The organism is Polyangium jinanense (genome assembly GCF_028435365.1).
In genome coordinates this window covers 645640-670839 of record NZ_JAGTJJ010000002.1, presented here as the reverse complement: position 1 = coordinate 670839, position 25200 = coordinate 645640, and the positions used below count along the sequence as shown (strand labels likewise).

The window sequence follows — 25200 nt, the reverse complement described above, 5'->3', positions numbered from 1 at the left end:
GGGAGGGGTGCCAGCAAGTTGCACGCCCCGATCGGTGCTGGTAAAACTTCGCTCTCTTCGATGGAGCCGTTCGATCCAGACTCCTCACGGCGCACGATCGCCACGCTCGACGTCGCGCTCGGGTGCATTGCGATCCTCGGATTGGCGTGGATCCCGTTTTTCTGCTGGTCCGTCTCGCTGGAGAAGTCCTGGGCCCGCGCGGCGGGTGAGCGAACAGCGGCCGCCCCGTCAGCAAGCACGGAAGCGGCTCACCGCGAGTTGGTCACGCCCGAGCAGGAGCAGGCGGGCGCGCTCGTATGGGTATCGCCGGGGCCCTCCGCCGCCCGAGGGGAGCTCGACGAGGTTTTTCTCGACGAAATCGACGACGCGCTCGGCAGTTGCCTGCCCGACGACGACCATCGCGAAGGGGCCACGATCCGGCTCGTCGCAGACGAAAAAGGGGCCGAAGACGGCAGCCGCGACACGCATATCCTCGCCGTCGAGTACCGGCCGCCCGTCGGCGAGCCGTCTCGGTTTTACGAGTTCGTAGGGCACGAGTTGCAGGGTTATTTCGACGCGACGGGGACACAGGCCTGCTCGACCGGCTGGCGTTCGCCCCTCGCCAATCTGCGCAGGACGTCCCCCTTCAACCCGCGCCGCATGCACCCGATCCTGCGCCGGCCGATGCCGCATCAGGGGACGGATTTCGGCGCGCCCAAAGGGACGCCGGTTTATGCGTCGTATCGCGGCACCATAAGCTTCGTCGGCCCCCACGGGGCGCACGGAAACTGGGTCGCCATTGTGCATCCGGACGGGACCGAAACCGGGTATGCCCATCTCTCCAAGTTTGCACAAGGGCTCGAGGTGGGTGATCAGGTGCGCGCGCACCAGCTCATCGGTTATGTCGGAAGCACGGGGCGCTCGACGGGGCCCCACCTGCATTTCAGCGCACGCGCGAAGGGTACCTATTTCGACGCCGAGACTCTCCTCACCCCGCCCGCCACGGCCGTGCCCGAGGCAGAACGGCACGTCTTCCTGAAGGTGAAGGCCGAGCTCGATCAGCGGCTCGACGCCGCGCCACGCCCGGCACACTGAGGTCACGGCAAGGGCGGGTTTTCCGGCGCGGGCGCGGGCTTCGACGGCGGGGGCACGATCGTGTCCTTGTCCGTGGGCGGTGCGGTCGCCTCACGGCGCGGGGGGTGGAGCTTCGCGTAGGTGTCGACGGTCCAGACGGCCATGGCCGCGATGACGGGGCCGAGGAAGACGCCGACCGGGCCGAAGAGCTCGAGGCCGCCGAAGATGCCGGCCAGCGCGATGAGCGGGTGCATGCGGGTCGACGAGCTCTGCACCCAGGGGCGGACGACGTTGTCGGAGAGGCCGATGATCACGGCCGAGATCGCCATTCCAATCGCGCTGCCGACGTGCCCCGTGGCGAAGAGGTAGATCGTCGAGCCCACCGTGACCGGCGTCGTGCCGACGAGCGGGATGAACGAGAGGAGCGCGGCGAGGACGCCGAGCAAGAACGCGTTTGGCACGCCGAACACGTTGAGGGCGAGCAGCGCGAGGCTGCCCTGGACCACGGCCGTCGCGAGGATGCCGAGGATCGCGCCATTGACGGTCTCGCGGACGGAGGCAAAGAGCTCGCGCGTCTGGTTCGGCGGGAATGGCGAGAAGCGGAACATCCAGCGGACGAGCTTGCCGCCGTCGCGCAGGAAATAATAAAGCGAGACGCCGAACAGGAAGAGGCTCAGGATGAACCCCGGCAACGCCGTGGCCATGCCGCCGACGAACGTGGCCGCGAAGGACGCCGCGCGCTGGCCGATGTTCTGGATGGCCGCCTGGAGCTGAGGACCGCCGATGTGGATGCTCCGGCCGCGAATGTCGATGCCCTCGGTCAGGAACGACTGGAAGCGCTGGATCGTCGGCGTCCAATCACGGGCCAGAAATTCGCTGATCGACTGGATGGCCTCGATCGTGAAGAAGACGAACGGGATCACGACGAGGATGATCGTGGCGAACGTGAAGAGGAGCGGCGTATGGCGCTCGGCGCGGCCCAGCCGGGGTTTCGCCTTCTCGGCAAGGGGGCTCAGGAGGAGCGCGAAGAGGCCGCCCAGGACAATCGGGACGAGGAGCGTCCGGATCATCCAGAAAAACAGGACGAGCAGCGCCGTCCTCAGCACAACGGAGAGCCAGCGATCTCGGTCCATGGACAGCACGCCTCGCTGAACCGGAGACCTGGGATGAAAGAGGCGCGGCGTCAACCGGAACGGCAGGCCGCCGCGCGACTTCGAAGAGCGTGCGGTCAGAGGCCGTCGCAGACGGGGGTGCCAGTGCTCGGGCTGCAAGCGCCGGCGTCACAGAGGCCGCTCGCGCATTCGGCGGAGACCATGCAAGCCGCGCCGTCCGGCTTCGTGGGCGCGCAGGCGCCCGCGCCCGCAGCGTCGTCGCAGAAGCCGCTCGCGCATTCGACGCTCGTGACGCACGCCGCGCCGTCGGTCTTCTTCGCAGCGCACGTCCCGGCCGCGACGTCACAATAACCGCTCGCGCAGCCCGCATTGACGGAGCACGCGCTGCCGACCTCTGCGGGCGCGGCGCAGACGCCGGACTGGAAATCGCAATAACTGCTCTGGCAATCGATATCGAGTTCGCACGCGCCGCCGTCGGCGGTCGGGGCGACGCATTTCAGCATGCCCTCGTCGAGCCGGCACGTGAGGCCCGGGCCGCAGAGGCCGTCCTGGCAAGGTTCGCCCTCGCCGGGCGGGGCCTTGCAGGTGCCGAGATCCGCGCCCGAGGCGCCCGCGCAGGAGGCGCCAGGGTCCTTGCATTCGTCGTCGGCGAGGCAGGCGCCGCCGAGCGCGACGGTGCCCTGGAACGCGGCCTCGCAATCGAGGTCCTCTTCGAGGAAATCGGTGCCGAAGAAATCGGCGCAGGTCGCGGATTCGGCCTTCGTGAAGCAGGCGTCCGAGCGCGCCGCGTCGTAGACGAGGCGGCCGGCGTCGATGCCCTTGCGGAGGTCGACGACGACGGCGCCAAAAAAGCTCTCGTATCGGGCCTCGCATTCCTGCTGGGTCGCGGGGACCGGGTCGAAGAGGAGCACGTCGTCCCGCTCGGCGGCGTCGCAGCAGGCGAAGACGCGGCCGCACTGGACGCGGGCATAGGTTTTGGGGAGGCCGGCGAGCGGATCGTCCGGGGTTTGCTGGGGATCGTCGCTGCAGCCGGCCCAGACGAGGCCGCTCATGAAGAGGCCTCCGAGAATCTTCGCAATCGTTCGCACGGCCCTTTTTAGGAGTTCTCCGGCGGAGAAGCAACAACGCCGTTCGTCCCGAAAGGGTCAGGGCTGGAGGTGCACGGGGTGCTTGGCGATGAGGGCGGCGATCTCGTCGAGCTCGGGGTCGGACGCGCCTGCCTTGGCTTCCTCGATGAGCGTGAGCGCGCTCTGGAAGGCTTCCTTGCTCGGATTCTTGAGCGCCTCGGCATACGCGACGATGGCCTTGCCCTTGGCGAGCTGGGGCTTCGGCGCGGCGAGCAGATCGGCGAGGGTCATGGTGACCTTCACCTCGCGGTCGAGATACGTGAGCGGGGTCTTCCAGCGCGCGACGACGGTGATGCTGTCGTTCGGATCGACGACCGACGGGTCACACGCTTTGATGACCTGGTTGAAGATCATCGCGTCGCTCGGAGCGAGGTGCTGCGGCTCGACCTCCTCGGGGTTCGTCGAGTACTCCTCGCCGTAGAATTTGAACATGCGCATGTACCAGGGGAGCGTGATCTCGACCTGCACGCCGCGCGCGGCGACCTCCATGGTCTCGTCGAATCGATCGACGAACATGCGCGTCGCCTCGGCCGGGTTGTCGAGATAAACGTATGCGCCGCGGCCCTTGTCCGTGACGGTATCCATGAGCAGGTCGTTGTAGTTCTCGCCGGGGCCCGCGCCGACGCCGACGAGGTAGATGCCCTCCTTGTCGGCGTCCTCGGATTGCAGGCCGATGAGGTCCTCGTCCGTGACGCCGACGTTGGCGCCGCCGTCGCTGATCAGGATGACGCGGTTGAGCCGGCCCGTGCCGTAATGCTGGCCCGCGAGCTGATAACCGACCGCGAGGCCCGTCGAGAGATCGGTGCCGCCGCTCGCCTCGATGGATGCGGCCATCGCGAGCACCTGCGGATCGTTCGGCCCCGTGACCTTGTGGCCGGAGAGGACGATGTTGTTGCTCGTGTTCCAGGTGACGGCATTGACGATATCCCCCTCGGCGAGGCTCTGCGCGATGGCGGTGATGGTGGCGCGCTCGCGCTCGATGGGCTCGCCGCCCATGGAGCCGGAGGTGTCGAGGACGAACGTGATCGTCACGGGGCGGCGAGGCTTGACCGCGTCGTAGGAGCGGACGCCGAGCTGGAGGTCGAGCTCGCCCGCGACCTTGGTCTCGCCGAGGTGCGGGAGGATCGAGAGCTCGCCGGTGGGCGGCGCGGGGTACTGGATGCGGTAGTAGTTGAGGAACTCGTACGTGCGCACGAGGCTCGCGGACGGGGTGATGCCCTTGTTCAAGAGCTCGCGGATCTGGACGGGAGAGCCCATCGAGTTGGAGTCGTCCGCCGAGAGGTAGAGGATGACAGGGCTGTCCTTGTCGAGGCCATCACACGCAAAAGGTGCAGCGGCGTCGGTGCCCGCGTCGGTGCCCTCCGAGGGCGGCGGGGCCGGTGGCGGCGCGACGTTACCGCCCGAGGATTCTCCCGGCGGCTCCGAATAACCCCCGAAGTCGCTGCCAGCCTCGTCGGCCCCGCACGCAGCGAGACCCACGGCGACGATCAGCGAGAGGGCGGCCGAGCCTATGAAAACGACGTTCTTCATCGAGCACCTCCGAGCCTCACCCCCAACCCCTCTCCACGCGGTGGAGAGGGGCAAAGAGGCATTTCATCTCCCCTCTCCACCGCGTGGAGAGGGGGCGGGGGTGAGGTCTGGAAAGCAACGGACATGCCCTCCGCGATCAACGCAATGCCAGCATACGCACCGTACGAGGCTTCATGCGCACTTCGAGCGTGCCCGCGCGGGCCTCGAAGGTGGAATCGTCGATGAGGTCGGTCGCCTTCGTGCGCGCAGCGCCGGCGCTGACGCGGGCGACGATGTCCCGCTCGGAAGGATTGACGATGAAAAGCACGCGCGGCGCGCCCGAGGCATCCTCGTGCACGGTGACGTAGACGCCGCCAGGGTCGCAGGCGTACGCGGGGAGGCCGAGCGTCTCGATCGCATGCGAGACGGCCGCGTCGGCCGCAGCGGGGACGTCGCCCGTGAGGAGGCCGTCCTCGCCGAGGCGGCGTAGATCGAAGGGGACGGAAAGGGGCCGGAAGGCGCCGTCGAAGCGAGGTTCGCGCGGGCCGATCGTGACGCGCGCGCCGCGCTCGTGGGCCTCGGCGAGGCGCTCGAAGAGCTCGGGCTTCAAGGCGCCGGAGGTGGCGCAGATGAGCCAGCGCGCGTCGCCGAGCGCGATGTCGCGGTCCTCGCCGCCCACGACGGCAAACGGCACGCCGCGCGCTTCGAGGGCTTGCTCGAAGGCGCGGGCGAAGTTGTCGGCCTCGATGGCGAGCGGATACCCGAGGCCGAGGTCGTCCTCGACGCAACGCTCACGCGCGCCGGCCCCGACGATCGAGAAGAACGCGCCGGAGAGCGGGCCAAACGCGTGCATGACCCGCGCGAGCCTGCGCTCGGTGCGAGGAATGAGGATGCGGACCGGGGTTTTTCGGCGCAGGTCGTGGAAGCTCGTCTGTTCAAGGGCGGCCGAGAGCTTCCGCCAGAAGACGGCATAAGGCCGCGCGCGGCCGTGGCGATCGATGGGCGCGCCGATCCATCGGTCGCGCTCGACGGCCATGTAGACGTTGAAGCCACGCAGGCCGTACGCGAGGGCGCAGAGGACGGTGAAGGCGCCGTCGCGCTCGTCGAGGGGCGGGAAAAAGGGCGGAAAGCCCGCGCCCATCTCGCAGGCGAACGCAGGGACGGAGAGGGCCTCCGAGCGCGTCGCGAGCTCGCTCGTGCGGCGCGCGATGACGGCGCGGCTCGTGGGATCGGCCGCGTGGTAGTAGTCGAGCCCGACGAGGTCGACGACCTTGGTGACACGCGCGGCGTTGAGCGGCGTCGCGTCCTGGCCCGGCGGGAGGTTGTGCGTCGTGGGCAGCCCCTCCATGCCCGCCGCGGCGAGCGCGCGGCCGAGGCGCTGGAACGCGGTGGCGAGCAGGTGCTCGTGGAACTCGGACCAGTCGAGGTGGCGCGCGAGGTCACGCGGGCGCTCGGCGTCGAACTTGCGCGGAGGGTCGATCGAGGAGAAGCGTTTGACCTCGCCGCGGCGGCTCGACGGGACCTCGCCCTCCGCGAGCTCGGTGCCGTAGGAGGCGCGCAGGGCGTCGATGGTGCCGTATTTCTCCCGGAGAAACTCGCGGTAGAGGCGGATCGCGTCGGGGTGGTAGTCCTGGTCGTAGGCGCCGTCGCGGAAGTAGAGCGCGCCTTCGTTGTCGATCTGGAAGAGGACGATCGGCCCGTTCGGGTAGAGGAGCGGCGTGAGCACGGGGCCGAGGGCCTGGAAATACCGGGCGGCCTCGTCGTGGAAGGCGTCGCTCGCGTAGCTCGGGACGGGGAACGCGAACGGGAGCATGGGAAGCATCACCGGGTTCTGGTCGGGCGATCGCGCCTGGCAGGCCGGGTCCCAGACGATGCGCTCGGGGAGGCCGAAGTACGTGAGCTCGGCGTTGATGTGCGGCCCGGGACGGGCGATGACGTACAGGCCGAGCTCCTCGGCGATGCGGCAGAAGCGGGTGATGTCGCGCTGGGGGTCGGTCGCGCCGAGCTCGAGTTTGCCGGGGGCGACCTCGTGAACGCCCCAGGGGATGTAGATGTCGACGAGGCGGAGGCCCATGGCCTTGACGGCTTCGAGGCACGCGCGCCACTCGTTCGGATCGAGGCGCCAGTAGTGAACGGCGCCCGCGCGGAGCGGAACGACCTCGCCAGCGATCTCGAGGCCCCCAGGGACGAGACGCACCCTACGATCGAGGCCCTCGCCCCCTGCCCTGTCTTCACGTGCGGTCATGACGGCGGGAGCGAGGGTAGCAAAGAAGGGACGAACCCGGTGAGCTTCAAAGGCGGACGAGGCGCCGAGTTTTGGTAGTGTACGCCCATGGCGAGCAAGACCCACGTCGACGGCAACAAGGTGACGATCGACGACAGCCTCTACCACGTGAGCTCCGCGGGCGGTCAGTACGCCGTGAACGACGAGTTCGGCGTGCGAACCGGCTACTTCTCGGTGCGCGGCCGCGTCGTGACGCCGGAGGACTACGGCGTGGAAGGCGCGCACCCCATCTTGCAGATCGGCAAGTTGTGGGCCGCGGCGAACCTGTGGAAAGCGAACGAGAAGTCGGCGTCGTCGGTGCCCACGAAAGGTTTCTGCCGGGTGGTGACGCACGAAAAGGCGAGCGACGCGGACCTGGAGAAGGCGCGCGCGCACCGCGCCTGGATGCGAAAGCAGCCCGGATGCAAGGCAAGTTATTTCGTGACGGATCCGGCGACCGGAAAAGGAATGACGATCAGCATTTGGGAGACGCGTGATCAGCTCAATGCGTTCAAGGAGGCAAGGCCGCCGGAAGGCGCCGTCGCGCTCAAATCGCTGAGCGTGGAGGTGTTCCCGATGGTGGAGGAGCCGTGAACGTGAGAATGTGATCTCCCACGCGGAGGTCACATGCGTCGACACTTCTTTCTTCTTTCAATGGTCCTCGGCGGCTTCTGCCTGCATTGCGGCGGTGGAGGCGACGCCCCTTCATCGAGCTCCAGTTCATCGAGCTCCGGCGGCTCCGGCGGCGCGGGCGGCTCCGGAGGCGTGGGCGGCTCCGGCGGCAGCGGCGCGTCGGGCGGCGCGGGTGGCGCGGGCGGCGGCGCGGGCGGCGGCGAGACATTCTTGCCGCTCGACCCGAGCTTCGGCGCGGCGGGCCTCGCCACGACGGCCGGGAGCCAGCCGAACAGGGATATCGTGTATGCCTCCACGCGCCAGCCAGACGGCAAGACCCTCGTCGCAGGCGGCACGTCGGACACCTCCTACGGCGAGGGATTCCTCTTCCGCGCCAACGCCGACGGCACGCTCGACAAATCCTTCGGCGACGGCGGCAAGGTGCTCGCGACGACACGCAGCCGCGCCGCGTTCCACGGCGTGGTCGTCGCGCCGAATGGAGACGTCCTCGCCGCGGGCCTGGCTTCGCCGCAAATCAGCCTCAACCTCACCCGCGTGCTCGTCGCGCGCTTCGATGCGACCGGCAAGCCCGTCGCTTCCTTCGGCGAGGGGGGCCTCGTGCTCGGCGCCTCGGGGACGGCGTTTTCGATCGCGCTCCAGCCCGACGGCAAGATCGTCGTCGCTGGCCTGCTCCTTCCGCCCTTCCAGCAGCCCGGATACCTCGTGCAGCGCTTCCTCCCCGACGGGAGCGTGGACATGGCGTTCGGGAACGCGGGCATCGTCGAGATCCCGTTCGAAGATGGGTCGTTCGCCTCGGCCGTGGCCCTCACGAACGAGGGCAAGATCGTCATCTGCGGCATGCCGGGCGATGGCTCCGGCACGACCCTCGTGCGGCTCCTGCCGGATGGAGCGCTCGATCCGAGCTTCGACGAGGATGGCATCCTCATGACCTCGCTCCTCGACCTGTACGATGATGCGAACTGGACGTCGCCCCTCTCCGGCTCGATCTGCGGCGTCGCGCCGGACGGCAAGATCCTCGTGGCGGGCGGCAGCCCCCTCGCCACGTCGGTGCTCCGCCTCGATTCGAGCGGCAAACCCGACACGACGTTCGGCGGCGGGGACGCGCTCGCCTCCCTTGCCATTGCGGACGGCGGCTCGGCTTGGGCCGAGTCCTTGCGGATCCTCCCGGATGGCTCGGTGCTCGTGGCATTCCGAACCGACGATGGGCCCTACGCCGTGGCGCATTTCTCCGCGGACGGGACCCTCGACACGAATTACGGCACGGCGGGCCTGGCCAAGTTCCCCACCATGGGCGCGGTTCGCGAGATCACCCTGGCCCCCGATGGAAGCGTCGTCGGCGCCGCCCGCTCGAGCTTTTCGAACATCGGCACGACGCTCGCGCAGCTCACGCCTTCCGGCGCGCAGGACACCACGTATGGGCAGGGGGGCATCAGCACGCTGCAATCGGGCGCGACGCGTGACGTCGCCTTTTCGGTGAAGCTCGCCGCGGACGGCAAGATCGTCTCGGCCGGCACGATGGGCGCCCAAACGGTCGCCACGAACGCCATGATCACGCGGCACCTTTCGGACGGCACGCCCGACGCGGGCTTCGGCGCGGGGGGCGTCGTCCTGCTCGACAAGGTCTCGCCGGCCGTGGACCTCGCGCTGCAACCGGATGGCAAGACGCTCGTCATGGGGGCTGCCTTCGGCACGAGCTCCTACGGGGTGGCGCGGCTCGACGCGTCGGGCGCGCCCGACACGAGCTTCGGCGTCAATGGAACCGTCAACCTCCCGGAATCGATGGCCACGGCGATCACGCTCGGCGTCGACGGCGAGGGGCGCGTCGTGGTCGGAGGGATTGGAATGGGCTCGCCGTATGGGATCCCCTCGTTCGCGAGGCTGCTCGCGACGGGCGCGCTCGATACGACCTTCGACGGCGACGGGGCGGTCACGCTGCCGGCGACGTTGGGACAGGTCCACGACCTCGTGGCGCTCGACGACGGCACGATCGTCGCCACGGGCTGGAAGGATTACACGAGCTCGTTCGTGGTCCGATTGCTCCCGAGCGGCGCGCTCGACCCGTCCTTCGGCGACGGGGGCGTGACGACCGTGCAGAATGCATCCGCGCTGAACCGGCTTTCGCGGGAAACGAACGGCGGATTTTTGGTGGCGGGCATCTTCATCGTGCCGGGCGCCCTCGACGGCTTCGAGATCGGCATCGCGCGTATCGACGACAAGGGCGTGCGTGACATGACGTTCGGCGAGAATGGTCTCGTCAAGCGGAGCGTCGAGGGCGTCGTGACCTCCGACGTCCCCGCGGTCATACCGCTGCCGGACGGCGGTTTTTACGTCGCGACCACGGCGGTGCTCGACCGCGAGACGATGGTGGTCTTCAAGTACCTGCCCGACGGCAAGCCCGACCCGAGCTTCGGCAATGCAGGGCGCGCGCTGGTCTCGGCCCCGGGGCCGTGGGGAGCGTACGATGGGCTTTTGCAGCCGGACGGGAAACTCGTCCTCGCCGGGCGCGGATTCTCGCCGAAGAGCGGTACGGATTTCGGGCTCGTGCGGATCGCGCCGTGAAACGCGTGATGTTTCCAATGGTGGTAGCTTTGCAAACATGAGAATGTGACCTCCTTCGCGGAGGTCACATGCGTCGACACTTTTTCCTTCTTGCAATGGTCCTCGGCGGCTTCTGCCTGCATTGCGGCGGCGGAGGCGGCTCCCCTTCTTCGAGCTCCAGTTCGTCGAGCTCCGGCGGCTCCGGCGGCTCGGGCGGCTCGGGCGGCGTGGGCGGTTCCGGTGGCGTGGGCGGCTCCGGCGGCTCGGGCGGCTCGGGGCCGAACGTCCCGGAGGCCGTCGTCGCGCTCGACCCGAGCTTCGGCACGGACGGCGTCGCCACGGCGGCCGGAAACAAGCCCAATTGGGATCACGTCCACGCCTCGTTACGCCTTCCGGACGGCAAGCTCCTCGTCGCCGGCGGCACGTCCGACACTTCATTTGGCGAGGGGTACCTCTTCCGGGCCACCGAAAGCGGCACGCCCGACTTCTCGTTCGGCGAGGGCGGCAAGGTGCTCACGAGCAACCTGACCCGGACCTCGTTCCAGGCGGTCGCGGTCGCTCCGAATGGAGACATCCTCGCCGCGGGCCTCTCCGTGCGCGGCACCGAGCAGAGCCACGTCCTCCTCGCGCGCTTCGACGCGACCGGCAAGCCCGTTTCTTCCTTCGGCAAGGCGGGCCTCGCGCTCGGCGAACAGGGGGTGGCGGTTTCGATCGCGCTTCAGGGCGACGGCAAGATCCTCGTCGCCGGCCGGAGCGGCGAGCCTCTTTCGCCGGGATACCTCGTGCAGCGGTTCCTCGCCGACGGGAGCATCGACTCGAGCTTCGGACAGGGCGGCGTCCTCGAACCCCCGTTCGAGAATGGATCGTTTCCTTCGAGTGTGAACATCACCGGCGACGGCAAGATCGTCCTCTGCGGCAAACACGGAAACTTCGATGGAATGGCATTCGTGCGGCTCTTGCCGAGCGGCGCGCTCGATCCGAGCTTCGACGGCGACGGCAAGGCCGTGGTGGAGGAGCTCCGCCTGTTCAATTACGACCCCGCGACCCCGGCCTATGCGTCGTCATTCTGCGCCGTCGCGCCGAATGGGAAGATCTTCGCGACCGGGGAGGCCACGGGGGGTACCTCGGTCCTGCGGCTCGACGCGGATGGAAAACTCGACCCGACGTTCGGCGACGGGGATGGCATCGCGACCACGTCGGTCTCCGCGAACGCCGCGGAATCCATGCAGCTCCTTCCGGACGGCAAGGTGCTCACGACGTTCAACGGCTCGGGCGGGTACAAGGTGGCTCGGTTCGACGCGAATGGGATCCTCGACAAGACGTATGGCGTGGATGGGATTGCGCCGGTCCATCCGGCGTGCAGGGTCCGCGACATCACCGCGGCCCCGGACGGGAGCGTCATTGCCGCTGGGCGGTGGGACTTCCCGCCGAGCACCGGCACCACGCTCTCGCGGATCACGCCGGACGGCGCGCAGGACGACGCGTACGGCCTGGCAGGGCTCGCCACGCTGCAATCGGGCGCGTCGCTCGACGCAGCCATGTCCGTGAGACTCGCCGCGGACGGGAAGATCGTCTCGGCGGGCACCACGGATTATGGCCATGGATACTTCACGAACGTGATGATCACGCGGCACTTACCGGACGGCGGGCTCGACGGGGTCTTCGGCCCGGGGGGCGTCGTCGTGCTCGATTCGCTCTCGAGAGCGCTCAGCGTCGCGCTGCAATCGGACGGCAAGACGCTCGTCGCGGGCGTTGCCCTCGACCCGTCCGTCCGCCATCTCGTGCGGCTCGGCGCGACGGGCGCGCTCGACCCGAGCTTCGGCGACAATGGCGTGTTCAACATACAGCACCCGCTCCAGGGCACGCCGAATCCGATCGCCGTCGACGGGGACGGGCGTATCGTGATCGGAGGGACGACGAAGGGCCCGTTCTTCAACATCCCCTATGTCAAAAGGCTCCTCGGGACGGGCGAGCACGACACGAGCTTCGCCGTCGACGGGTTTCTGGCGCTCCAGTTGACGGAGGCGCTGATCACGGACCTCGTGGTGCTCGCGGACGGCACGATCATCGCCTCGGGCCGGAGCGGCGCCACGACGTCCTACGTGGTCCGTGTCCTCCCGACCGGCGTGCTCGACACGTCCTTCGGCAATGCGGGGGTGACGACGATCGAGAATTCTTTCCCGGCAACCCGCCTGGCGCGCCAAACGAACGGAGGATTCCTCGTGGCGGGCCTCTTCATGAAGCCGGGCGACGTCGACGCCTCCCATCTCGGGATCACGCGCCTCGACGACAAAGGCGCGCTCGACATGACGTTCGGAACGAATGGCCTCGTCGAGCAAAGCATCGGGAGCCTCGCGCCCACGGGCGTGCCCGCCGTTGTGCCCCTGCCGGACGGCTCGTTTTTCGTGGCAACCGAGGCCGTGCTCGACCGCGAGACGATGGTGGTCTTCAAGTATCTGCCGGACGGAAAGCCCGACGCGAGCTTCGGCAATGGTGGGCGCGCGGTGGTATCGGCCCCGGGGTCGTGGGGCGCGTACGATGGGCTCTTATCGCCGGACGGAAAGGTCATTCTCGCCGGTCGTGGGTTCTCGCCGAAGACCGGGACGGATTTCGGCCTCGTGAGGCTCGCGCCGTAGGGTCAGGTGGAACGCGGCGCCGGGCGCGTAGGGGGGGTTCGCGCCCGGCGCCGCGTCATGCTCTGCCTCGGGTCATCGAGCGAATCATGGCGTCGCTGGGACCGAAGGGTCTATGCAGAGTAAGAATCGACCCACGGAGCGTCAAGGGTCTGACGGTGCGGAGTCCGGTAGGAGAGCAAGATTCCAGCGGATGCGCACATGGGGACGGCGGACAAACGACGCCGACGCGCGCTCGGCGGACGTCGACACGAGTCCTTGTGAATGTTGAGGTTGTCCCAGGTGACGATTAGCCTCCGCGGCCATGTCCGACGCCTGGCTCGACCCCACCCTCGTCCGCAGCCGTCTGAACGGTCCCGGCGAGAACGCGCTCCGCAAGGCATTCAAGCCTGACAACGAAGCTCACGCCGCGACGCTCCTCGCCCTCGACGACGCCGAACGTATAGGCCTCCTCGAACGCTCCGATGCGTTCGGCTCCTTTCGTCGCGCGTTGAACCAGCTCTCGCACGCGTGCGCGAAGACCCGGCCGCGCGACGCGCTCGTGATCTTCGATGCGCTTCTCCAGGGGAAAAATCCCGACCTCGCCACGTACTGCAACGCGCTGTGGGCGGTGCAGGACGACAACACGCACCTCGGCAAGGATCCCGAACGCGCCCGCAAATACCTCGCCGCCTGCCTCCCCCACGGACCGAAAAACCCCGCGATCTTTTACAATGCCGCGTGCGTCGCCATCGAGCTCGACGATCTCGACGCCGCGCTCGGCTACGTCGAGGACGCAGTACGCTTCGGGTATGGCGGCCGCGAGGCCATGCGGACGGCGTTCCGCACCGAGGCGCTTTTCGCGAAGATCCGCGACGACCGCCGCTTCTTCGACGCGCTCGACGACCGCGGTCCGCAGGGCGTCGCGCTGGTCGAGCGCGTGATTGCGAAGGTCCGTGAGGAAGGCTTTTCAGCGCTCGGCGTCGAGGTCTCGAAGAAGAAGAAGCGCGCCTGGCCGAAACACGACAAGGACTTCCGCCCGCTCTCGCCGGAGGTCCTCGACGCGCTCACGCTCCCGAACGGCGCGCCGCTGCCGCCGAGCCTGAGGAGGTGGCTCGCCTTCGACGCGCAATGGCTCTCGACGCTCGGATGGTTCGAGCTCGCGCCGGCATTCCGGTGGACCCCGCGTTCCCTCGAAGCCATCGCCAAGGCCGAATTCGGCGACATGGACGAGCCTCCCTCCGATCCCGAGCCGGGCGAGGTCGAGGAGGGCGAGCAATCCTGGGCGTCCTTCTTCGACGTGCCGGCAATGGAGTACGGATTCCTCGTGCCTGGCGGGGCCGAGCACCGCCGCGTGTGGATGCTCTCGAATGCGCCGGATCGCGAAGGCGACTATCCGGTCCTTTACATGGACATCGACGACGTGCCCTCGCTCGGGCCGATGTACCCGGGCTTCGACGTATGGCTCGCGCAGGAGGCGAACGTCATTCGCATCTCGTACGAGACGTACTCGAGCGCATTCGAGGACTTCCGCTTCGCCTCCCGCCTCCGGCACCACGCGCGGACGATGTGCGACGGCGCGGAATACGTGCAATGCCCGTCGGTGGCGCTGCGCCCGCCGCACCCGGACGACGGTGTCCGGGTGTCACTCGACCGGGACGACTGGTTCGAGCGTCTTCTCGCGCTGCGCGCGTCGCACCTGCCGGCCGACGACGCGCCGATCCGCGGCGCCTCGGCGGAGGACCTCACCTGGCTGCAAGAGCACCTCGGCGCACCTTTGCCCCCGGCCGTGGTCCGCTTTTACGAGCGGGTGAATGGCCTCTCGTGGGGACCGTTCCGCTTTCTCTCGATCGACGAGATACGCGACCGCGCGGCGCAGCGGAGCATGTTCGGAGAGGCGACGCCGCCGGCATCTCCGTTCGCCGTGCTCCTCGTGTCGCCGGGGACGGCCGACGGCTTCCTTCTCCTTTCGGAGGAGGGCATGGTCGACGGATACCAGTTCGCAGACGAAGATCTCTCCCTCACGTCGCCGAAGTCTGCGCTGGAAGAAGGGATCGAGAGCGTGCGGCATGCGGCGCTGTTTGCCGGGGAGGACGAGGAGGAGGTGGACGAGGACGAGGACGAGGACTGAAGGGGGCGTCGAGGGCGTAGCCCCGTGGCTCACCCCGATGGTGGCGGATCCGTAGGGGCGTCGACGGTGGCCCATAGGGCGGCGAGGTCGATGGTGAGGCCGTCAAGGCTGGGGGCGGGGAAACGCTCGTCGTCCGCGATCACGGCGAGCATGCAGTAGCCCTCGGGTCCGATCTCCGCAAATTCGAGCACGCGCGACACCGAGTCCAGGCGCCAGTACCATCGAACGCCGAGGTGGGCGTATTCGCGCGCCGCGTGTTGTCCGACGCGACGCAGATCGACCTGATTCCTCGTGAACACTTCGAGGATCAGAGCGGGTATCGAGGTCGCGTCGTTCTTCTTCGATGGGTCGCCTGGCATGTACACGCAGACATCTGGCTTTCGGCCGGTCGCGTGGGAGACGGCGAGCTTGTGACCCCGTCCGTGGACGACGCCACCGCGGGGGATGGCCCAGTCGCGCAGCGTGGCGAGAAACCACGCCGCAATCGCGTCCTCCCGCGGCGTCGAAATCTTCTCCGCGATGAGGAAACCGTCGACGAGCTCACCGGGGCCTTCATGGGCGAGCCATTCGTCGATCGTCATGGGTTCGGCGCGGAGGATGCGGGGCATGGCGGGAGGAGGAGGGGGCTCGGGTTCCTCGGAAGGGCCTTCCCAGCGATCCCAGCCTTCGTCGGGCTCCGGGATATTGAGCGCTTGGAGGACCCTGCGCGCCGCGTGCACGATGGGCTCCGGGGCGGGGCTCCTCGGCTCCCAGGTCGCGACGTGGCCGCGGAGCTCGCAAAGCGCCTGGGTGAGCCCCGTGGAGTCGACGGAGGAGCCGAATGCCTTCACCGCATCTTCGAGGACCTTGGCGAAAGCTTCTCGGGTCGGGGTTTTCTTTTGTTGATGAAATGCATTCGCCAGCACCCGCGGCGCCGCGAGCAGCCCGGCGAGATTCAAAGCGTCAAAAAGGCCCGTCGCGAGGACTCTGGCGCGGTCCTCTAGAGCTTCCTTGGGATCGTCGTCCGCCATCGGTACGCCTCACGGCTCCTTGCAGATCGGGCCGACGAAGTAGCCCTTGAATGCAGAGATTCCACCGGCGCCGATGGCGACCACCTTGCGCGGCGCAAGCCCCGTTTCCTGGCACACGTAAGCGCACCAGGTGGTCAACACGAGGCTTTTCAAGAGGTCTGCAACCCAATCTGGACATATCGAGCACCTCGATTTGCCACAGTCCGTGACGGTGCACCGATGATTCACCGCGGGCGCGTTGTATTCGCAGCGTATGTTCGATTTGCAGTTGAAGTCGAATTCGCACGCCTCGCTGTACGGGGCGGTGTAGAGCGGGAGCGTCGCCGGATCGAGCGTTGCGAGCCACGCATCCGCCGAAGCCGACGCCGCGGGCAGGTACTGCGCCATGAGCTGTCCGAGCGCGTCGGCGTCGAGCGTACTCGGGTCGATCCCCGAGGACTCGGCCTGCGCGACGAGGTACGCGGTGGTCAACGACGACTTCGCCTGCACGAGCGCGAGCTCCTGGGGATCGATCCCCTCGAAGGGATCCGCCTCCTCCTCGGGCGTCGGCTGCGGCTCGTCCGGCTGGTCAGGCGTGTCCGTCCTCCCGTCGTCCGTGGTCTGCTCCTCCTCCGAGATGGGCCCAAACCTGATGACGCACCCCGGGATCGTCGAGTAGGCGGCGAACGTGGCGACGAGGCCGGCGAGTAGCTTCGACCGGATGGCTCTGTCCATGGGAACCCCTCCTTGGTTTCCTGCCGTACCACGAGACGACGAGACACGGCAAGACACCGGCAGGTCGCTTACAGATTCCCCTTGTCTGCCCCCCGCCCCCTCGCCTAGCGTCGTACGCCTTCCCACCTCCAGAGGAGACCATGGCAGACAAGAACATCGATCAGGACGAGACGCAGTTCTACGGCCCGTATGCCTCGAAGAAGATCCGTACGCGCCTCGTCGGGCAGATCCCCGCGTTCGATTCTGCCTTGAACTACATCGCCGATCGCCTCGACGACACCACGCACGCCGTCAAAGCCGCCGTCGATGCAGCCCGGGAGAAGGACGCCGCGCGCCGCAAGGGCACGCAGGACAAGCGGCCTCTCCTCAAGCAGGCTCGCCGATTGCTGGGACAGTTCAGCAAACATCTCGGTGCGCATGACGCAGGGATCGTGGATCGGAAGGTCTTTTTCGTCCGCGATGGCACCGCGACCGGCGTCGGCAATGCCGCGCATGATGTGCTCCTCGCCGTCACGCATATCACGACGAAGCTCGCCGATCCCAAGGTGACCGTCCGTGACGCTGCGCATTGGCACGGGCAGTTCGATTCCATGATGAAGACCCTCTCCCCGGTCGTCGCGTACGCGCAGGATGTGCAGGTCGATCGGCAATCGATCACGCCCGAGGTCGAGGCCGCGCGGCAGGCGTGGCTCAATCGGTACCTTGCCGCGCGGTCCCTCGTGGAAGGCGTGCTCCGGGAGCTCGGCCGGCTCGAACAACTGTCGCTTTTCTTCTACGACCTCCGCGTCCCCGCCGGCACCAAGCTCACCGAGCCCCCGCCGGACGAGCCGCTCGCGTCGAAGACGTCGGACGAGGACGATCAGGACGACGAAGCGTGACAGACGGGCCGATCGGCTACCCATCGGTGGCCCAGACCGAGACAGGTGGCTCGATCGGGGGCCGATCCGCTCGCCTGGAGCTTCCTAACGCCTCGATCGGCTGCCGATCTGCCTTCCTGGAGCCTCCAGACGCCTCGATGGGCTGCCGATTCGCTCGTCTGGCGCCTCCAGACACCTCGACCGGCTGCCAATCGGCCCACCTGGAGAAACCTACCGTCCGGATCGTGTGGAAGCAGACCGCCCGCCTGCTACCTGTAGAAGGCCATGCGCCGTGGCACCCTTCGGAAAGCCGCACGCTTGAACCCCGGCGGACTCTTGCGCCTCGCGCGCTTCCTGCGCCTGCGCGTCGAAGGAATGAGCCCGCGCCAGGTGGCAAGCCTCGTGTACTGGCGGATCACGCGAGAGCGCTATCGAAGGTAGGCGTCACGCAGAGAGGGACCTTTCGAGAAGGCGAATGGCGTCATGCCGCAATGACCCGTTGACGGGGGTCAGGGAAGGTTCATCGATGGCTCGTCCCTCGAGTTCCTCTATAACTACGAGCCGCTGATCGCCGATCTGTTTGATTCTGTGCACATTCAAGACATCAGCGCCAAAGGACCGCGCCGTCGCTCCACGATGGGGATGGCGAGGCCTTACGGCGGGCGCGGGGCGGGCAGCTGCCTATCCGTCTGCGATCACCCACGCTATAGCGAGAGTCAACGAGCGCAGGAGGGGCAACCGCCGGCACGCGACAGGCGTCGACGCGGGCGGAGACCGCGGAAATTATGACAATAGAGACAACCTTGACACGCAGCAGAGCCGAGCGGTGAGTGTTCTATTGTGCGTTGTGCCAGGTGCTCACAACGTCTCCGGCAACAACCCCAACGAATGCTGCTGAGGTTGTCTCGGCGCCCCCGTCGCAAGCTTTCCAAGAACATCAACCAGTGGGTTACCTATGACATTCTTGAGGCGACCACTGCTGCCCAAAGAACCGCCACACGATTCGCAGATATGCGTCGAGTGTGGAGTAAATGCCAGCTCACCTCTATCGAAGTGCGGCAGTCCACACGAGGCGCAGACGATGTGCACGACACGGTTCTCGATATGAGGCAGCGCGCGCTGGGCCATGAGAGTCTGAACCATTAACGGATCCAGGACGACCCCATCCACCACAACGCTAGCAAACGTATCATCTATTACGGGCAACTTGCTTTCTGCGGCGAATGCGAACGCATGAACGTGGATCCCATACTCTTCCGGCCGTTCACCCGTTCTGATGATGGCTGGATTGGATCCCCATAGCTGTATGCCACCAGGATATTCCGACTGCCGTATACGGCAACGACGCGTAGCTTTTCGAGGTTTTGCCGAACCCAGGCCGTACTGGGCTACACACAACGCAGGATTTCCAATTGCGGTATCGGCATCTCGAAATTGCTTCCCGCAACCTGCACATAGATGACCGCGATGTGGATGAACGCTAAACCAGTCCTTATCAAGGTGTGCCCATCCGCAGTAGGTACACTCGATGTACTTCATGGAAAAGCCGAACGCGGAGGTCACCATATAGTAGATTGCCTCTAGTTCGGATATTAGAACTCCGCCACTCGGCAAGCGTCCTTCCCCGTCGCACAGTCTTACGGCTCGGTAGGTACTATCTATGTCTTTGACTCCACCGGAGGCACGTCGGGCATGAACATGAATCCCGCGATCGAGCGGTAGGTTCGTTGTATCATACACCGGTGGAACCGCCCCCCATAGAGCAACACCACCCGGATAGCTTGCGATATCCAGGGACAGGATGTCTCGCTCCTGAATCGGAGGAACATGTGCGTAGCGACATAGTTGTGCTTGTCGACCGTACTTCGCCGTCGCGTCAGCCTTGTGTTTCAAGCACCAATATTTGGTACCACCGTCGCGACGCTTGCCCGTAGGGACTATCTCGCAGGTCGACATGATGGTCATCTCCTAGGCCGCTCGCTTTATTGACTGCAGCCATGCACGTAGAGCAAGTACCTGTTCCTCATTCAGCGTGGTCCCAAACCGGCCAACAACCTGCTTGGGCGACATCCCTTGCTTTTTAAGCACCTCACATAGAACTTCAAGTGTTTCGCTGCGCCCCCGCGCAATCTCTTGCGGTGTCACCAAAGCGATTGGGTTCTTGCCTATCAAATAGTTTTCGAGCCTTTGATCGAATCCATTATGCTTATGTGTATCCAAGGGGTGTTTGTGGCCCTCCGCGTTCACGACGACATTTCCTGTCAGTTGACCATCATCGAGCCTACGTAGACGTTGCTCTGGAAACGCTCGATACGCATCGTTCGCGTGTACCTTCGCAGCAACCTCAAATCCGCCCATCACGAACTGGGGAATTCCCCGAACCTTACCCGAGATAGTAAAGATGTGGTCTCCAGGGAAGACTTTCTTCCGTATATCGGGCCGACACGCACCCAAACTGGGCGAATCTCCTAGGTATGGGTCCTTCACGTGCTTACCCAGCTCAGGGTCGTATCCGCTTGAAGTTATGAATATCTTTCCGATCATTTGCCGCCTCCTACATCATTTGAATCCTCGTCACTCACACCCCACGCCAGCCGCTGCTTCAGCCTATTGCCCTGATGTGGTGATAGAATCTTGTCATGTTGTAGGCGCCCAACAACGATGCCAGGCCCTACACCCACCTCCTCAGCAAAATCGTGTATGCTTTCATTAGTAAACCTGCCAGCCCTCACGAACCTAGACAGGCTTTCGGGAGGAATCAACGTATCTGCCGCAAAGCGATTTGCCTCGTCTTCAAAACGCTGCATTTCGGGGTCGACAACATGGTCACCCAGGTCCTCGATTGCGTTATCAAGAACAAACGGACGATCCCGCCGGTGAAGGAGGATGTGCCCCAACTCGTGGAAAAACGTGAACCACAGCTGATCGTCCGTCTTGTACCGTAGCGTCAGGGCAATGAGAGCCCTGTTGCTAGACAACCATCGCGCGCACCCACTAATCCCGGTATTTGGAAGATCATGCACCCATACGACGGCAACACCTGCAGCCCCACACAACTCTTGCACAGGTGCCATTATCTGTTCCGCGCGCATACGTGTACATTGCCGCAGCTTGCTAATGACTGACCGGAGGCGCGCTTCATCAAACGGCGATGTTTCCAGTTCAGCAGCAGTAAGTTCGGCAGCTCTGACCCATGCTGCGGTCGCCTCCTCGCTCAGCTGAAACTTTCTAGTTTGGCGATAAGAAACATCAGCTGCCTGCCAAACTGAGGTCCAACTCTGAGGCGAAGACACGGCGAAGAAGGAGAGAAGTGCGTCCACGTCGTCTTGACCTTCTCGCACATCAAGCCATCCATACCGCTTCATTAGTTTCATGGGGAATTTGTCTGCCCAGTCCTTCCATCCGCTTGCCGCATCCCGCACGCGGCGCCGCGCCTCGGCTTCATCAAACTGTCGTTGCAGATTCAGCCAAAGATGCGCGGGGCGATGGAAGACCTTCTCAAGCGCAATGGCAGTGGCAGGCGTAATCGGAGCCTTCCCGGCACAAATTTCGCTGATGGTCTTGGGCGTCAAACCAGTCCGTCGAGCGAGTTCTCGCTGCGACCATGCGTTGAATTCAAGGTACTCGACCACCATACCGCCGGGATGCGGCACGATGTTCGGCTCGAATTTCGGTCCGCGCGTGTTATCCATGAGTGTCCTCGATCCCGACGATTTCGATTGCACGAATCAACTGCCACAGCTCCCGCTCGTCCACGGGCAGCGGCCCGGGAGGAAGGTCGAGAGGTACGAACAACAGCCGGTACGGCTGTTTCACGTCCATGGAAAAGGTCCCAGCGAGATCAGCCGTCAGCTTGTGGCAGCGCTCAGGGCCGGTTTTAGGCGGCCAGAAGTCGGCGAGTGTCGCAGCAGCGCGCAGGGCGGCCATGCGTAGCGTGATCTTCTTCGCCATCTCCATGCCGTACAGCTTCCTGCAGTCAGCGGGGCTCTCCAGCGCTGTCTGTAATTTTCGGCTCTTGAAGTATATGTCCATGTTCCCCACTGGGTGCACGACGCAGGCAGACGACGCGTTACCTAACGGGTAACACGAATCTGTGCGTCGCGCAAGGATGGGTTCGACAGCTTCCTCAAGCAGGGTCGAGATCTCGATGCTCCACACGGCCCACCAGGGCCAGGGAGGCAGACGTGACAGGGCGTCGCCTCCCCCCGAGGAGGCGGCGGCCGCAGGAGAGAGAGGTCGGCGCAGGAGATCAGGGCGTACATCCGAAGAGGATCCCCGACACCTCGCCGCCATCCTCCTTGGACCTCCTCTGCTACCACTCCCCTGTCTCGGACCCCGACCTCTCCGGGCCACCACCGGCGAAGCCTCGAGTGCCCGCACTTCAGTCACCGCCTCCCGGCGGAGCACGACTCGGCTCGATCATCGCTCCTCGCGTTCCGGCTGGACGCCTGAGCACATACGTCACAGCAGGGCTACCGCCGCCGCGACGCGAACCAACCGATCTCGAATCGAAGGCCGCAGCGTCGCGCTGATCGCTCACCACCCCGGCCCCTGCCCTCCAAGCACGATATGCAATCCCGCATCGTGACGTAGATCCTCGGCCCTGCCCCCCAGCGCTCGCTCCTGACCGTACGAATGCAGCACCACGTGCGGCACGAGCCCGAAGCTCAACACCTGCTGCTCTCCCTCCTTGCCCAGCGAAAACGCCACCCCCAGAGCCGCCGTCAATCGTGTCTCGTTCGAGAACACCCCGACGAGCTGGCCGCAGGGCTGCCACGGAGCTTCCTCGGGACAATCGTCGTCGCCCGGTAAATCGCGGTAGGCCGTGTTGTACGCCGCCCCGTGGCTCACGTAGAGGTTGAAGAGCGGCGCCACGCTGCCCAGGCGCATGCTCAGATCGAAGCCGGCGCGGCCCCAGGGGCCATTGCCGATCGCCGAGTAATACCCGCCGGCGCCGAACGCGAGGGAAACCGGGTCCCGGTTGTCCTCGTCGAGCAATGCGAAGCGCGCCTCGCCGCCGAGGCGCTGGAAGCCGAGGGAGGCGCCGAGCTCGAACCAGCGCGTGACGCCATAACGAAGGCCGACGTCGTACACGCTGAACCCGGCGCTCCAGAACCAGGGGAACGTCTCCGTCTCGGGGTAGATGTCCGCGCCGCCGGTGGAGACGGATTCGTCCTCGCCGGCGCCGCCCTCGAAGTGGCCCCAGCCGAAATTCCAGAGCGTGCCGTGGACGGACCAGCCGAACTTGCCGGCCGGCGTGGTGTCGCCCGTGCGTGGCGCGATGGCGGGGCTGCAGGCGGGGACGGTGAGGAGCAGGGGAAGGAAGAAAAGAAGATGCGGCTTCATGACCTCAGAATAAGGCCATGGGGCGCGTGATCGTCACGCTTTCTTGGATACGTCGAGCGCGCCCGAGAGCAGCAAAGGCAGGAGCGCGTCGCGGATGCTCGAGAGCCTTCGGTTTTGCGCTTGGAGCGCGACCATCGCCTCGGGGCGCGTGACGGATTGTTCGAGCGGGAGGCCGAGGAGCGCCGCGAATTGCAAGGCGCTCAGGACCTCGATGATTCGATCCTGGACGGGAAGCGGGGGTACGGCGAGCTCGAATTCGAAGAGATCGCTCTGGTACAGCTCCGGGTACGTCGAGCCGTTCGCCACCTTGTCGAGGTAGGGCCGGTTCGCGCGTAACCAATAGGCCAGGTAGAGCGGTCGTAATGCGGGGCCGCAACGAAAATTCAAAAACCCCTGGTTCGTGGCCATCGGGACGGCGTTCACCGCGACGGCGCCGACGGGCGCGCGCTTCGTCAGCATCACGGTTCCCGGCGGTAACAACTTCGCCGAGGAGTCTTCCAGGCCGAGCTGCGTGATCGAGCGCTCCGTGCGCGAGACGAAGAGGCCATCTTGCAGGCTCGTGATTTCCTTCGGGGTGAGCCAGGGGAGGTCACCGTCCCAGTATTCGTCGACCGACGTGCTCGGCGTGCCGCCGCTGTCGACGCGCAGGATCAATTCGCCGTCCGGCTCCAGCGTGCTCCGGCGCCAGCTCTTCGGGCAGATCAGATACGGCTCAGCCACGGAGGAGCTCCTCGAGGACACGCAAGGCCGCATTCGAGGCCCGATCGATCTCCTGGAATCGCGCGAGGATCTCGGCGAGCTCCGCCTGCAAGGCGCCATGATCCCAGGACGCCTCGGGGCGGCTCTCGAATCCCACGTATCGACCCGGGACGAGAACGTACTTGTGCGCGCGAACATCGGCGAGCGTCGCGGAACGAGCAAACCCGGGCACGTCGGCATACGCCGTGGGCTCACGCTCGCCGCGCCAGGCGTGGTAGGTGTCGGCGATTCTCTTGATGTCTTCCGCGGTGAGCACGCGTTTCACGCGGTCGTTCATCGTCCCCATCGTCCGCGCGTCGATGAAGAGGACGTTTCCGCCGCGGTCCTTCAGCCGTTTGCCCTGCTCGCCGATCCCGTTTTTCTTGTCGCGCGCAAGGATCCACAAGCACACGGGGATCTGCGTCGAGTCGAAGAGCTGGCCCGGCAGCGCGACCATACAATCGACGAGGTCCGCCTCGACGAGCTTCTTCCGGATCTCCCCCTCCCCCGATTGTTGCGACGACATGCTGCCGTTCGCGAGCACGAACCCGGCGATCCCCGTCGGCGCGAGGTGGTGCAGGAAATGCTGCACCCAGGCGAAGTTCGCATTGCCCGCGGGCGGCATGCCGAACGGGAAACGCGCGTCGTCGCGCAGGCGCGCGCCGCCCCAGTCCGAGTCGTTGAACGGCGGGTTCGCGAGGATGTAATCGCAGAGCAGGCCCTCGTGCAGGTCGCGCTGGAAGCTATCGGCCCATTCGCGGCCGAGGTCGCCGTCGATCTGCCGGATGGCGAGGTTCATCTTCGCGAGGCGCCACGTCGTCGGGTTCGACTCCTGGCCGTAGACACGAATGTCGCCGATACGCCCGCCGTGTTCCTCGACGAACTTCTCGCTATGCACGAACATGCCGCCCGAGCCGCAGCACGGGTCGAAGACGCGGCCCTTGTACGGGGCCAGCATCTCCACGAGTAGCTCGACGATGCATTTCGGCGTGTAGAACTGGCCGCCGCGTTTTCCCTCGGCCGCGGCGAAATGGCCGAGGAAGTACATGTACACATCGCCGAGGACGTCACGCCCGCGCCTCGCCTTGTCCTTGAAGCCGAGGTCGCCGAAGAGTTTTACCAGTTCGCCGAGGCGCGGCGTGTCGAGCGCGGGGCGGGCGTAGTCCTTGGGCAAGACGCCTGCGAGCGCGGGGTTTTCCCGTTCGATGGCGAGCATGGCCGCGTCGATGCGCTTGCCGACGCCGGGCTCGGCGGCGTGGCCCGTGAGGTACGACCAGCGCGCTTCCCGCGGGACCCAGAAGACGTTTTCGGCGCGATAGGTGGCCGGGTCCTCGGGATCGGCGCCGGCCGCGGCGAGGGCGGCGTGTGTTTCCTCGAAGGCGTCGGAGATGTATTTGAGGAAGATCAGCCCGAGGACGACGTGCTTGTACTCGGCGGCATCGAGGCTGCTCCGTAGCTTATCGGCCGCTGCCCAGAGGGTCGCCTCGTAATCGCCTACGCCTCCGCCGTCGGTAGCCTGTTTCGACGCGCTCGTTTTCGCCGTCCGGGAGGTCATCG

The 25200-nt window shown here is 66.1% G+C and carries 19 protein-coding genes; 7 read left to right on the top strand and 12 right to left on the bottom strand.

Features of this window, described 5'->3' with window-relative positions:
- Positions 1 to 60 precede the first annotated feature (60 nt).
- Positions 61 to 1074 (top strand): M23 family metallopeptidase, encoded by a 1014-nt coding sequence (locus KEG57_RS07800; RefSeq protein ID WP_272417420.1) that lies wholly within the window; start codon positions 61 to 63, stop codon positions 1072 to 1074.
- 2 nt (positions 1075 to 1076) lie between these two features.
- Here the strand turns inward: KEG57_RS07800 and KEG57_RS07795 are convergent, their stop codons facing one another.
- The 4 genes from KEG57_RS07795 to KEG57_RS07780 all read right to left on the bottom strand — a co-directional run bounded on the left by KEG57_RS07795 (position 1077) and on the right by KEG57_RS07780 (position 7046).
- Complete coding sequence (locus KEG57_RS07795; protein WP_272417419.1) at positions 1077 to 2186, bottom strand: AI-2E family transporter; 1110 nt, start codon at positions 2184 to 2186, stop codon at positions 1077 to 1079.
- Between the two features lie 95 nt (positions 2187 to 2281).
- Positions 2282 to 3217: a hypothetical protein gene (locus KEG57_RS07790; RefSeq protein ID WP_272458334.1), complete on the bottom strand. Its 936-nt coding sequence runs from the start codon at positions 3215 to 3217 to the stop codon at positions 2282 to 2284.
- 93 nt (positions 3218 to 3310) lie between these two features.
- Entirely contained in the window at positions 3311 to 4822 is a 1512-nt protein-coding gene (locus tag KEG57_RS07785) for a vWA domain-containing protein (RefSeq protein WP_272417417.1), read from the bottom strand.
- 136 nt (positions 4823 to 4958) lie between these two features.
- Positions 4959 to 7046 (bottom strand): beta-galactosidase, encoded by a 2088-nt coding sequence (locus KEG57_RS07780; RefSeq protein WP_272417416.1) that lies wholly within the window; start codon positions 7044 to 7046, stop codon positions 4959 to 4961.
- A gap of 87 nt (positions 7047 to 7133) precedes the next feature.
- On the opposite strand from KEG57_RS07780, the gene KEG57_RS07775 reads away from it, so the two are divergent.
- The 4 genes from KEG57_RS07775 to KEG57_RS07760 all read left to right on the top strand — a co-directional run bounded on the left by KEG57_RS07775 (position 7134) and on the right by KEG57_RS07760 (position 14978).
- A complete protein-coding gene (locus KEG57_RS07775) occupies positions 7134 to 7658 on the top strand; it encodes a hypothetical protein (protein ID WP_272417415.1) in 525 nt (174 codons plus the stop codon).
- 33 nt (positions 7659 to 7691) lie between these two features.
- Positions 7692 to 10256, top strand: coding sequence for a delta-60 repeat domain-containing protein (locus KEG57_RS07770; RefSeq protein WP_272417414.1), 2565 nt, complete (start codon positions 7692 to 7694; stop codon positions 10254 to 10256).
- Between the two features lie 68 nt (positions 10257 to 10324).
- The gene (locus KEG57_RS07765) at positions 10325 to 12871 is read left to right on the top strand and encodes an NHL repeat-containing protein (RefSeq protein ID WP_272417413.1); all 2547 of its coding nucleotides are present in this window, start codon (positions 10325 to 10327) and stop codon (positions 12869 to 12871) included.
- Between the two features lie 301 nt (positions 12872 to 13172).
- The gene (locus KEG57_RS07760; protein ID WP_272417412.1) at positions 13173 to 14978 is read left to right on the top strand and encodes an SMI1/KNR4 family protein; all 1806 of its coding nucleotides are present in this window, start codon (positions 13173 to 13175) and stop codon (positions 14976 to 14978) included.
- Positions 14979 to 15007: 29 nt separating this feature from the next.
- Here the strand turns inward: KEG57_RS07760 and KEG57_RS07755 are convergent, their stop codons facing one another.
- The gene (locus tag KEG57_RS07755) at positions 15008 to 15988 is read right to left on the bottom strand and encodes a Uma2 family endonuclease (protein WP_272417411.1); all 981 of its coding nucleotides are present in this window, start codon (positions 15986 to 15988) and stop codon (positions 15008 to 15010) included.
- A gap of 9 nt (positions 15989 to 15997) precedes the next feature.
- Positions 15998 to 16702 (bottom strand): hypothetical protein, encoded by a 705-nt coding sequence (locus KEG57_RS07750; protein WP_272417410.1) that lies wholly within the window; start codon positions 16700 to 16702, stop codon positions 15998 to 16000.
- A gap of 140 nt (positions 16703 to 16842) precedes the next feature.
- Here KEG57_RS07750 and KEG57_RS07745 point away from each other — a divergent pair, with 140 nt between their 5' ends.
- Together KEG57_RS07745 and KEG57_RS07740 are read left to right on the top strand one after the other, a co-directional pair.
- Positions 16843 to 17580 (top strand): hypothetical protein, encoded by a 738-nt coding sequence (locus tag KEG57_RS07745; protein WP_272417409.1) that lies wholly within the window; start codon positions 16843 to 16845, stop codon positions 17578 to 17580.
- A gap of 264 nt (positions 17581 to 17844) precedes the next feature.
- Positions 17845 to 18000, top strand: a complete 156-nt coding sequence (locus KEG57_RS07740; RefSeq protein ID WP_272417408.1) for a hypothetical protein — start codon at positions 17845 to 17847, stop codon at positions 17998 to 18000.
- Between the two features lie 1527 nt (positions 18001 to 19527).
- Here the strand turns inward: KEG57_RS07740 and KEG57_RS07735 are convergent.
- From KEG57_RS07735 to KEG57_RS07710, 6 genes are all read right to left on the bottom strand, one after another.
- The gene (locus tag KEG57_RS07735; protein WP_272417407.1) at positions 19528 to 20103 is read right to left on the bottom strand and encodes a hypothetical protein; all 576 of its coding nucleotides are present in this window, start codon (positions 20101 to 20103) and stop codon (positions 19528 to 19530) included.
- Positions 20100 to 21251, bottom strand: coding sequence for a HigA family addiction module antitoxin (locus KEG57_RS07730; protein WP_272417406.1), 1152 nt, complete (start codon positions 21249 to 21251; stop codon positions 20100 to 20102). Before KEG57_RS07730 ends, KEG57_RS07735 begins: the two co-directional genes overlap by 4 nt.
- Positions 21244 to 21510 carry a hypothetical protein gene (locus tag KEG57_RS07725; protein ID WP_272417405.1) on the bottom strand — a complete coding sequence of 89 codons (267 nt, stop codon included), beginning with the start codon at positions 21508 to 21510 and terminating at the stop codon, positions 21244 to 21246. The genes KEG57_RS07730 and KEG57_RS07725 overlap by 8 nt, the downstream gene beginning before the upstream one ends.
- A 585-nt stretch (positions 21511 to 22095) precedes the next feature.
- The gene (locus KEG57_RS07720; RefSeq protein ID WP_272417404.1) at positions 22096 to 22905 is read right to left on the bottom strand and encodes a hypothetical protein; all 810 of its coding nucleotides are present in this window, start codon (positions 22903 to 22905) and stop codon (positions 22096 to 22098) included.
- A 33-nt stretch (positions 22906 to 22938) separates the two neighbouring features.
- Entirely contained in the window at positions 22939 to 23625 is a 687-nt protein-coding gene (locus tag KEG57_RS07715; protein ID WP_272417403.1) for a restriction endonuclease subunit S, read from the bottom strand.
- A complete protein-coding gene (locus KEG57_RS07710) occupies positions 23618 to 25198 on the bottom strand; it encodes a type I restriction-modification system subunit M (RefSeq protein WP_272417402.1) in 1581 nt (526 codons plus the stop codon). The genes KEG57_RS07715 and KEG57_RS07710 overlap by 8 nt, the downstream gene beginning before the upstream one ends.
- Positions 25199 to 25200 lie beyond the last annotated feature (2 nt).

Coding starts and splice junctions, on each gene's coding strand:
- KEG57_RS07800 (WP_272417420.1), top strand. CDS start 61: ATGGAGCCGTTCGATCCAGACTCCTCACGGCGCACGATCGCCACGCTC.
- KEG57_RS07795 (WP_272417419.1), bottom strand. CDS start 2,186: ATGGACCGAGATCGCTGGCTCTCCGTTGTGCTGAGGACGGCGCTGCTC.
- KEG57_RS07790 (WP_272458334.1), bottom strand. CDS start 3,217: ATGAGCGGCCTCGTCTGGGCCGGCTGCAGCGACGATCCCCAGCAAACC.
- KEG57_RS07785 (WP_272417417.1), bottom strand. CDS start 4,822: ATGAAGAACGTCGTTTTCATAGGCTCGGCCGCCCTCTCGCTGATCGTC.
- KEG57_RS07780 (WP_272417416.1), bottom strand. CDS start 7,046: ATGACCGCACGTGAAGACAGGGCAGGGGGCGAGGGCCTCGATCGTAGG.
- KEG57_RS07775 (WP_272417415.1), top strand. CDS start 7,134: ATGGCGAGCAAGACCCACGTCGACGGCAACAAGGTGACGATCGACGAC.
- KEG57_RS07770 (WP_272417414.1), top strand. CDS start 7,692: ATGCGTCGACACTTCTTTCTTCTTTCAATGGTCCTCGGCGGCTTCTGC.
- KEG57_RS07765 (WP_272417413.1), top strand. CDS start 10,325: ATGCGTCGACACTTTTTCCTTCTTGCAATGGTCCTCGGCGGCTTCTGC.
- KEG57_RS07760 (WP_272417412.1), top strand. CDS start 13,173: ATGTCCGACGCCTGGCTCGACCCCACCCTCGTCCGCAGCCGTCTGAAC.
- KEG57_RS07755 (WP_272417411.1), bottom strand. CDS start 15,988: ATGGCGGACGACGATCCCAAGGAAGCTCTAGAGGACCGCGCCAGAGTC.
- KEG57_RS07750 (WP_272417410.1), bottom strand. CDS start 16,702: ATGGACAGAGCCATCCGGTCGAAGCTACTCGCCGGCCTCGTCGCCACG.
- KEG57_RS07745 (WP_272417409.1), top strand. CDS start 16,843: ATGGCAGACAAGAACATCGATCAGGACGAGACGCAGTTCTACGGCCCG.
- KEG57_RS07740 (WP_272417408.1), top strand. CDS start 17,845: ATGCGCCGTGGCACCCTTCGGAAAGCCGCACGCTTGAACCCCGGCGGA.
- KEG57_RS07735 (WP_272417407.1), bottom strand. CDS start 20,103: ATGATCGGAAAGATATTCATAACTTCAAGCGGATACGACCCTGAGCTG.
- KEG57_RS07730 (WP_272417406.1), bottom strand. CDS start 21,251: ATGGATAACACGCGCGGACCGAAATTCGAGCCGAACATCGTGCCGCAT.
- KEG57_RS07725 (WP_272417405.1), bottom strand. CDS start 21,510: ATGGCGAAGAAGATCACGCTACGCATGGCCGCCCTGCGCGCTGCTGCG.
- KEG57_RS07720 (WP_272417404.1), bottom strand. CDS start 22,905: ATGAAGCCGCATCTTCTTTTCTTCCTTCCCCTGCTCCTCACCGTCCCC.
- KEG57_RS07710 (WP_272417402.1), bottom strand. CDS start 25,198: ATGACCTCCCGGACGGCGAAAACGAGCGCGTCGAAACAGGCTACCGAC.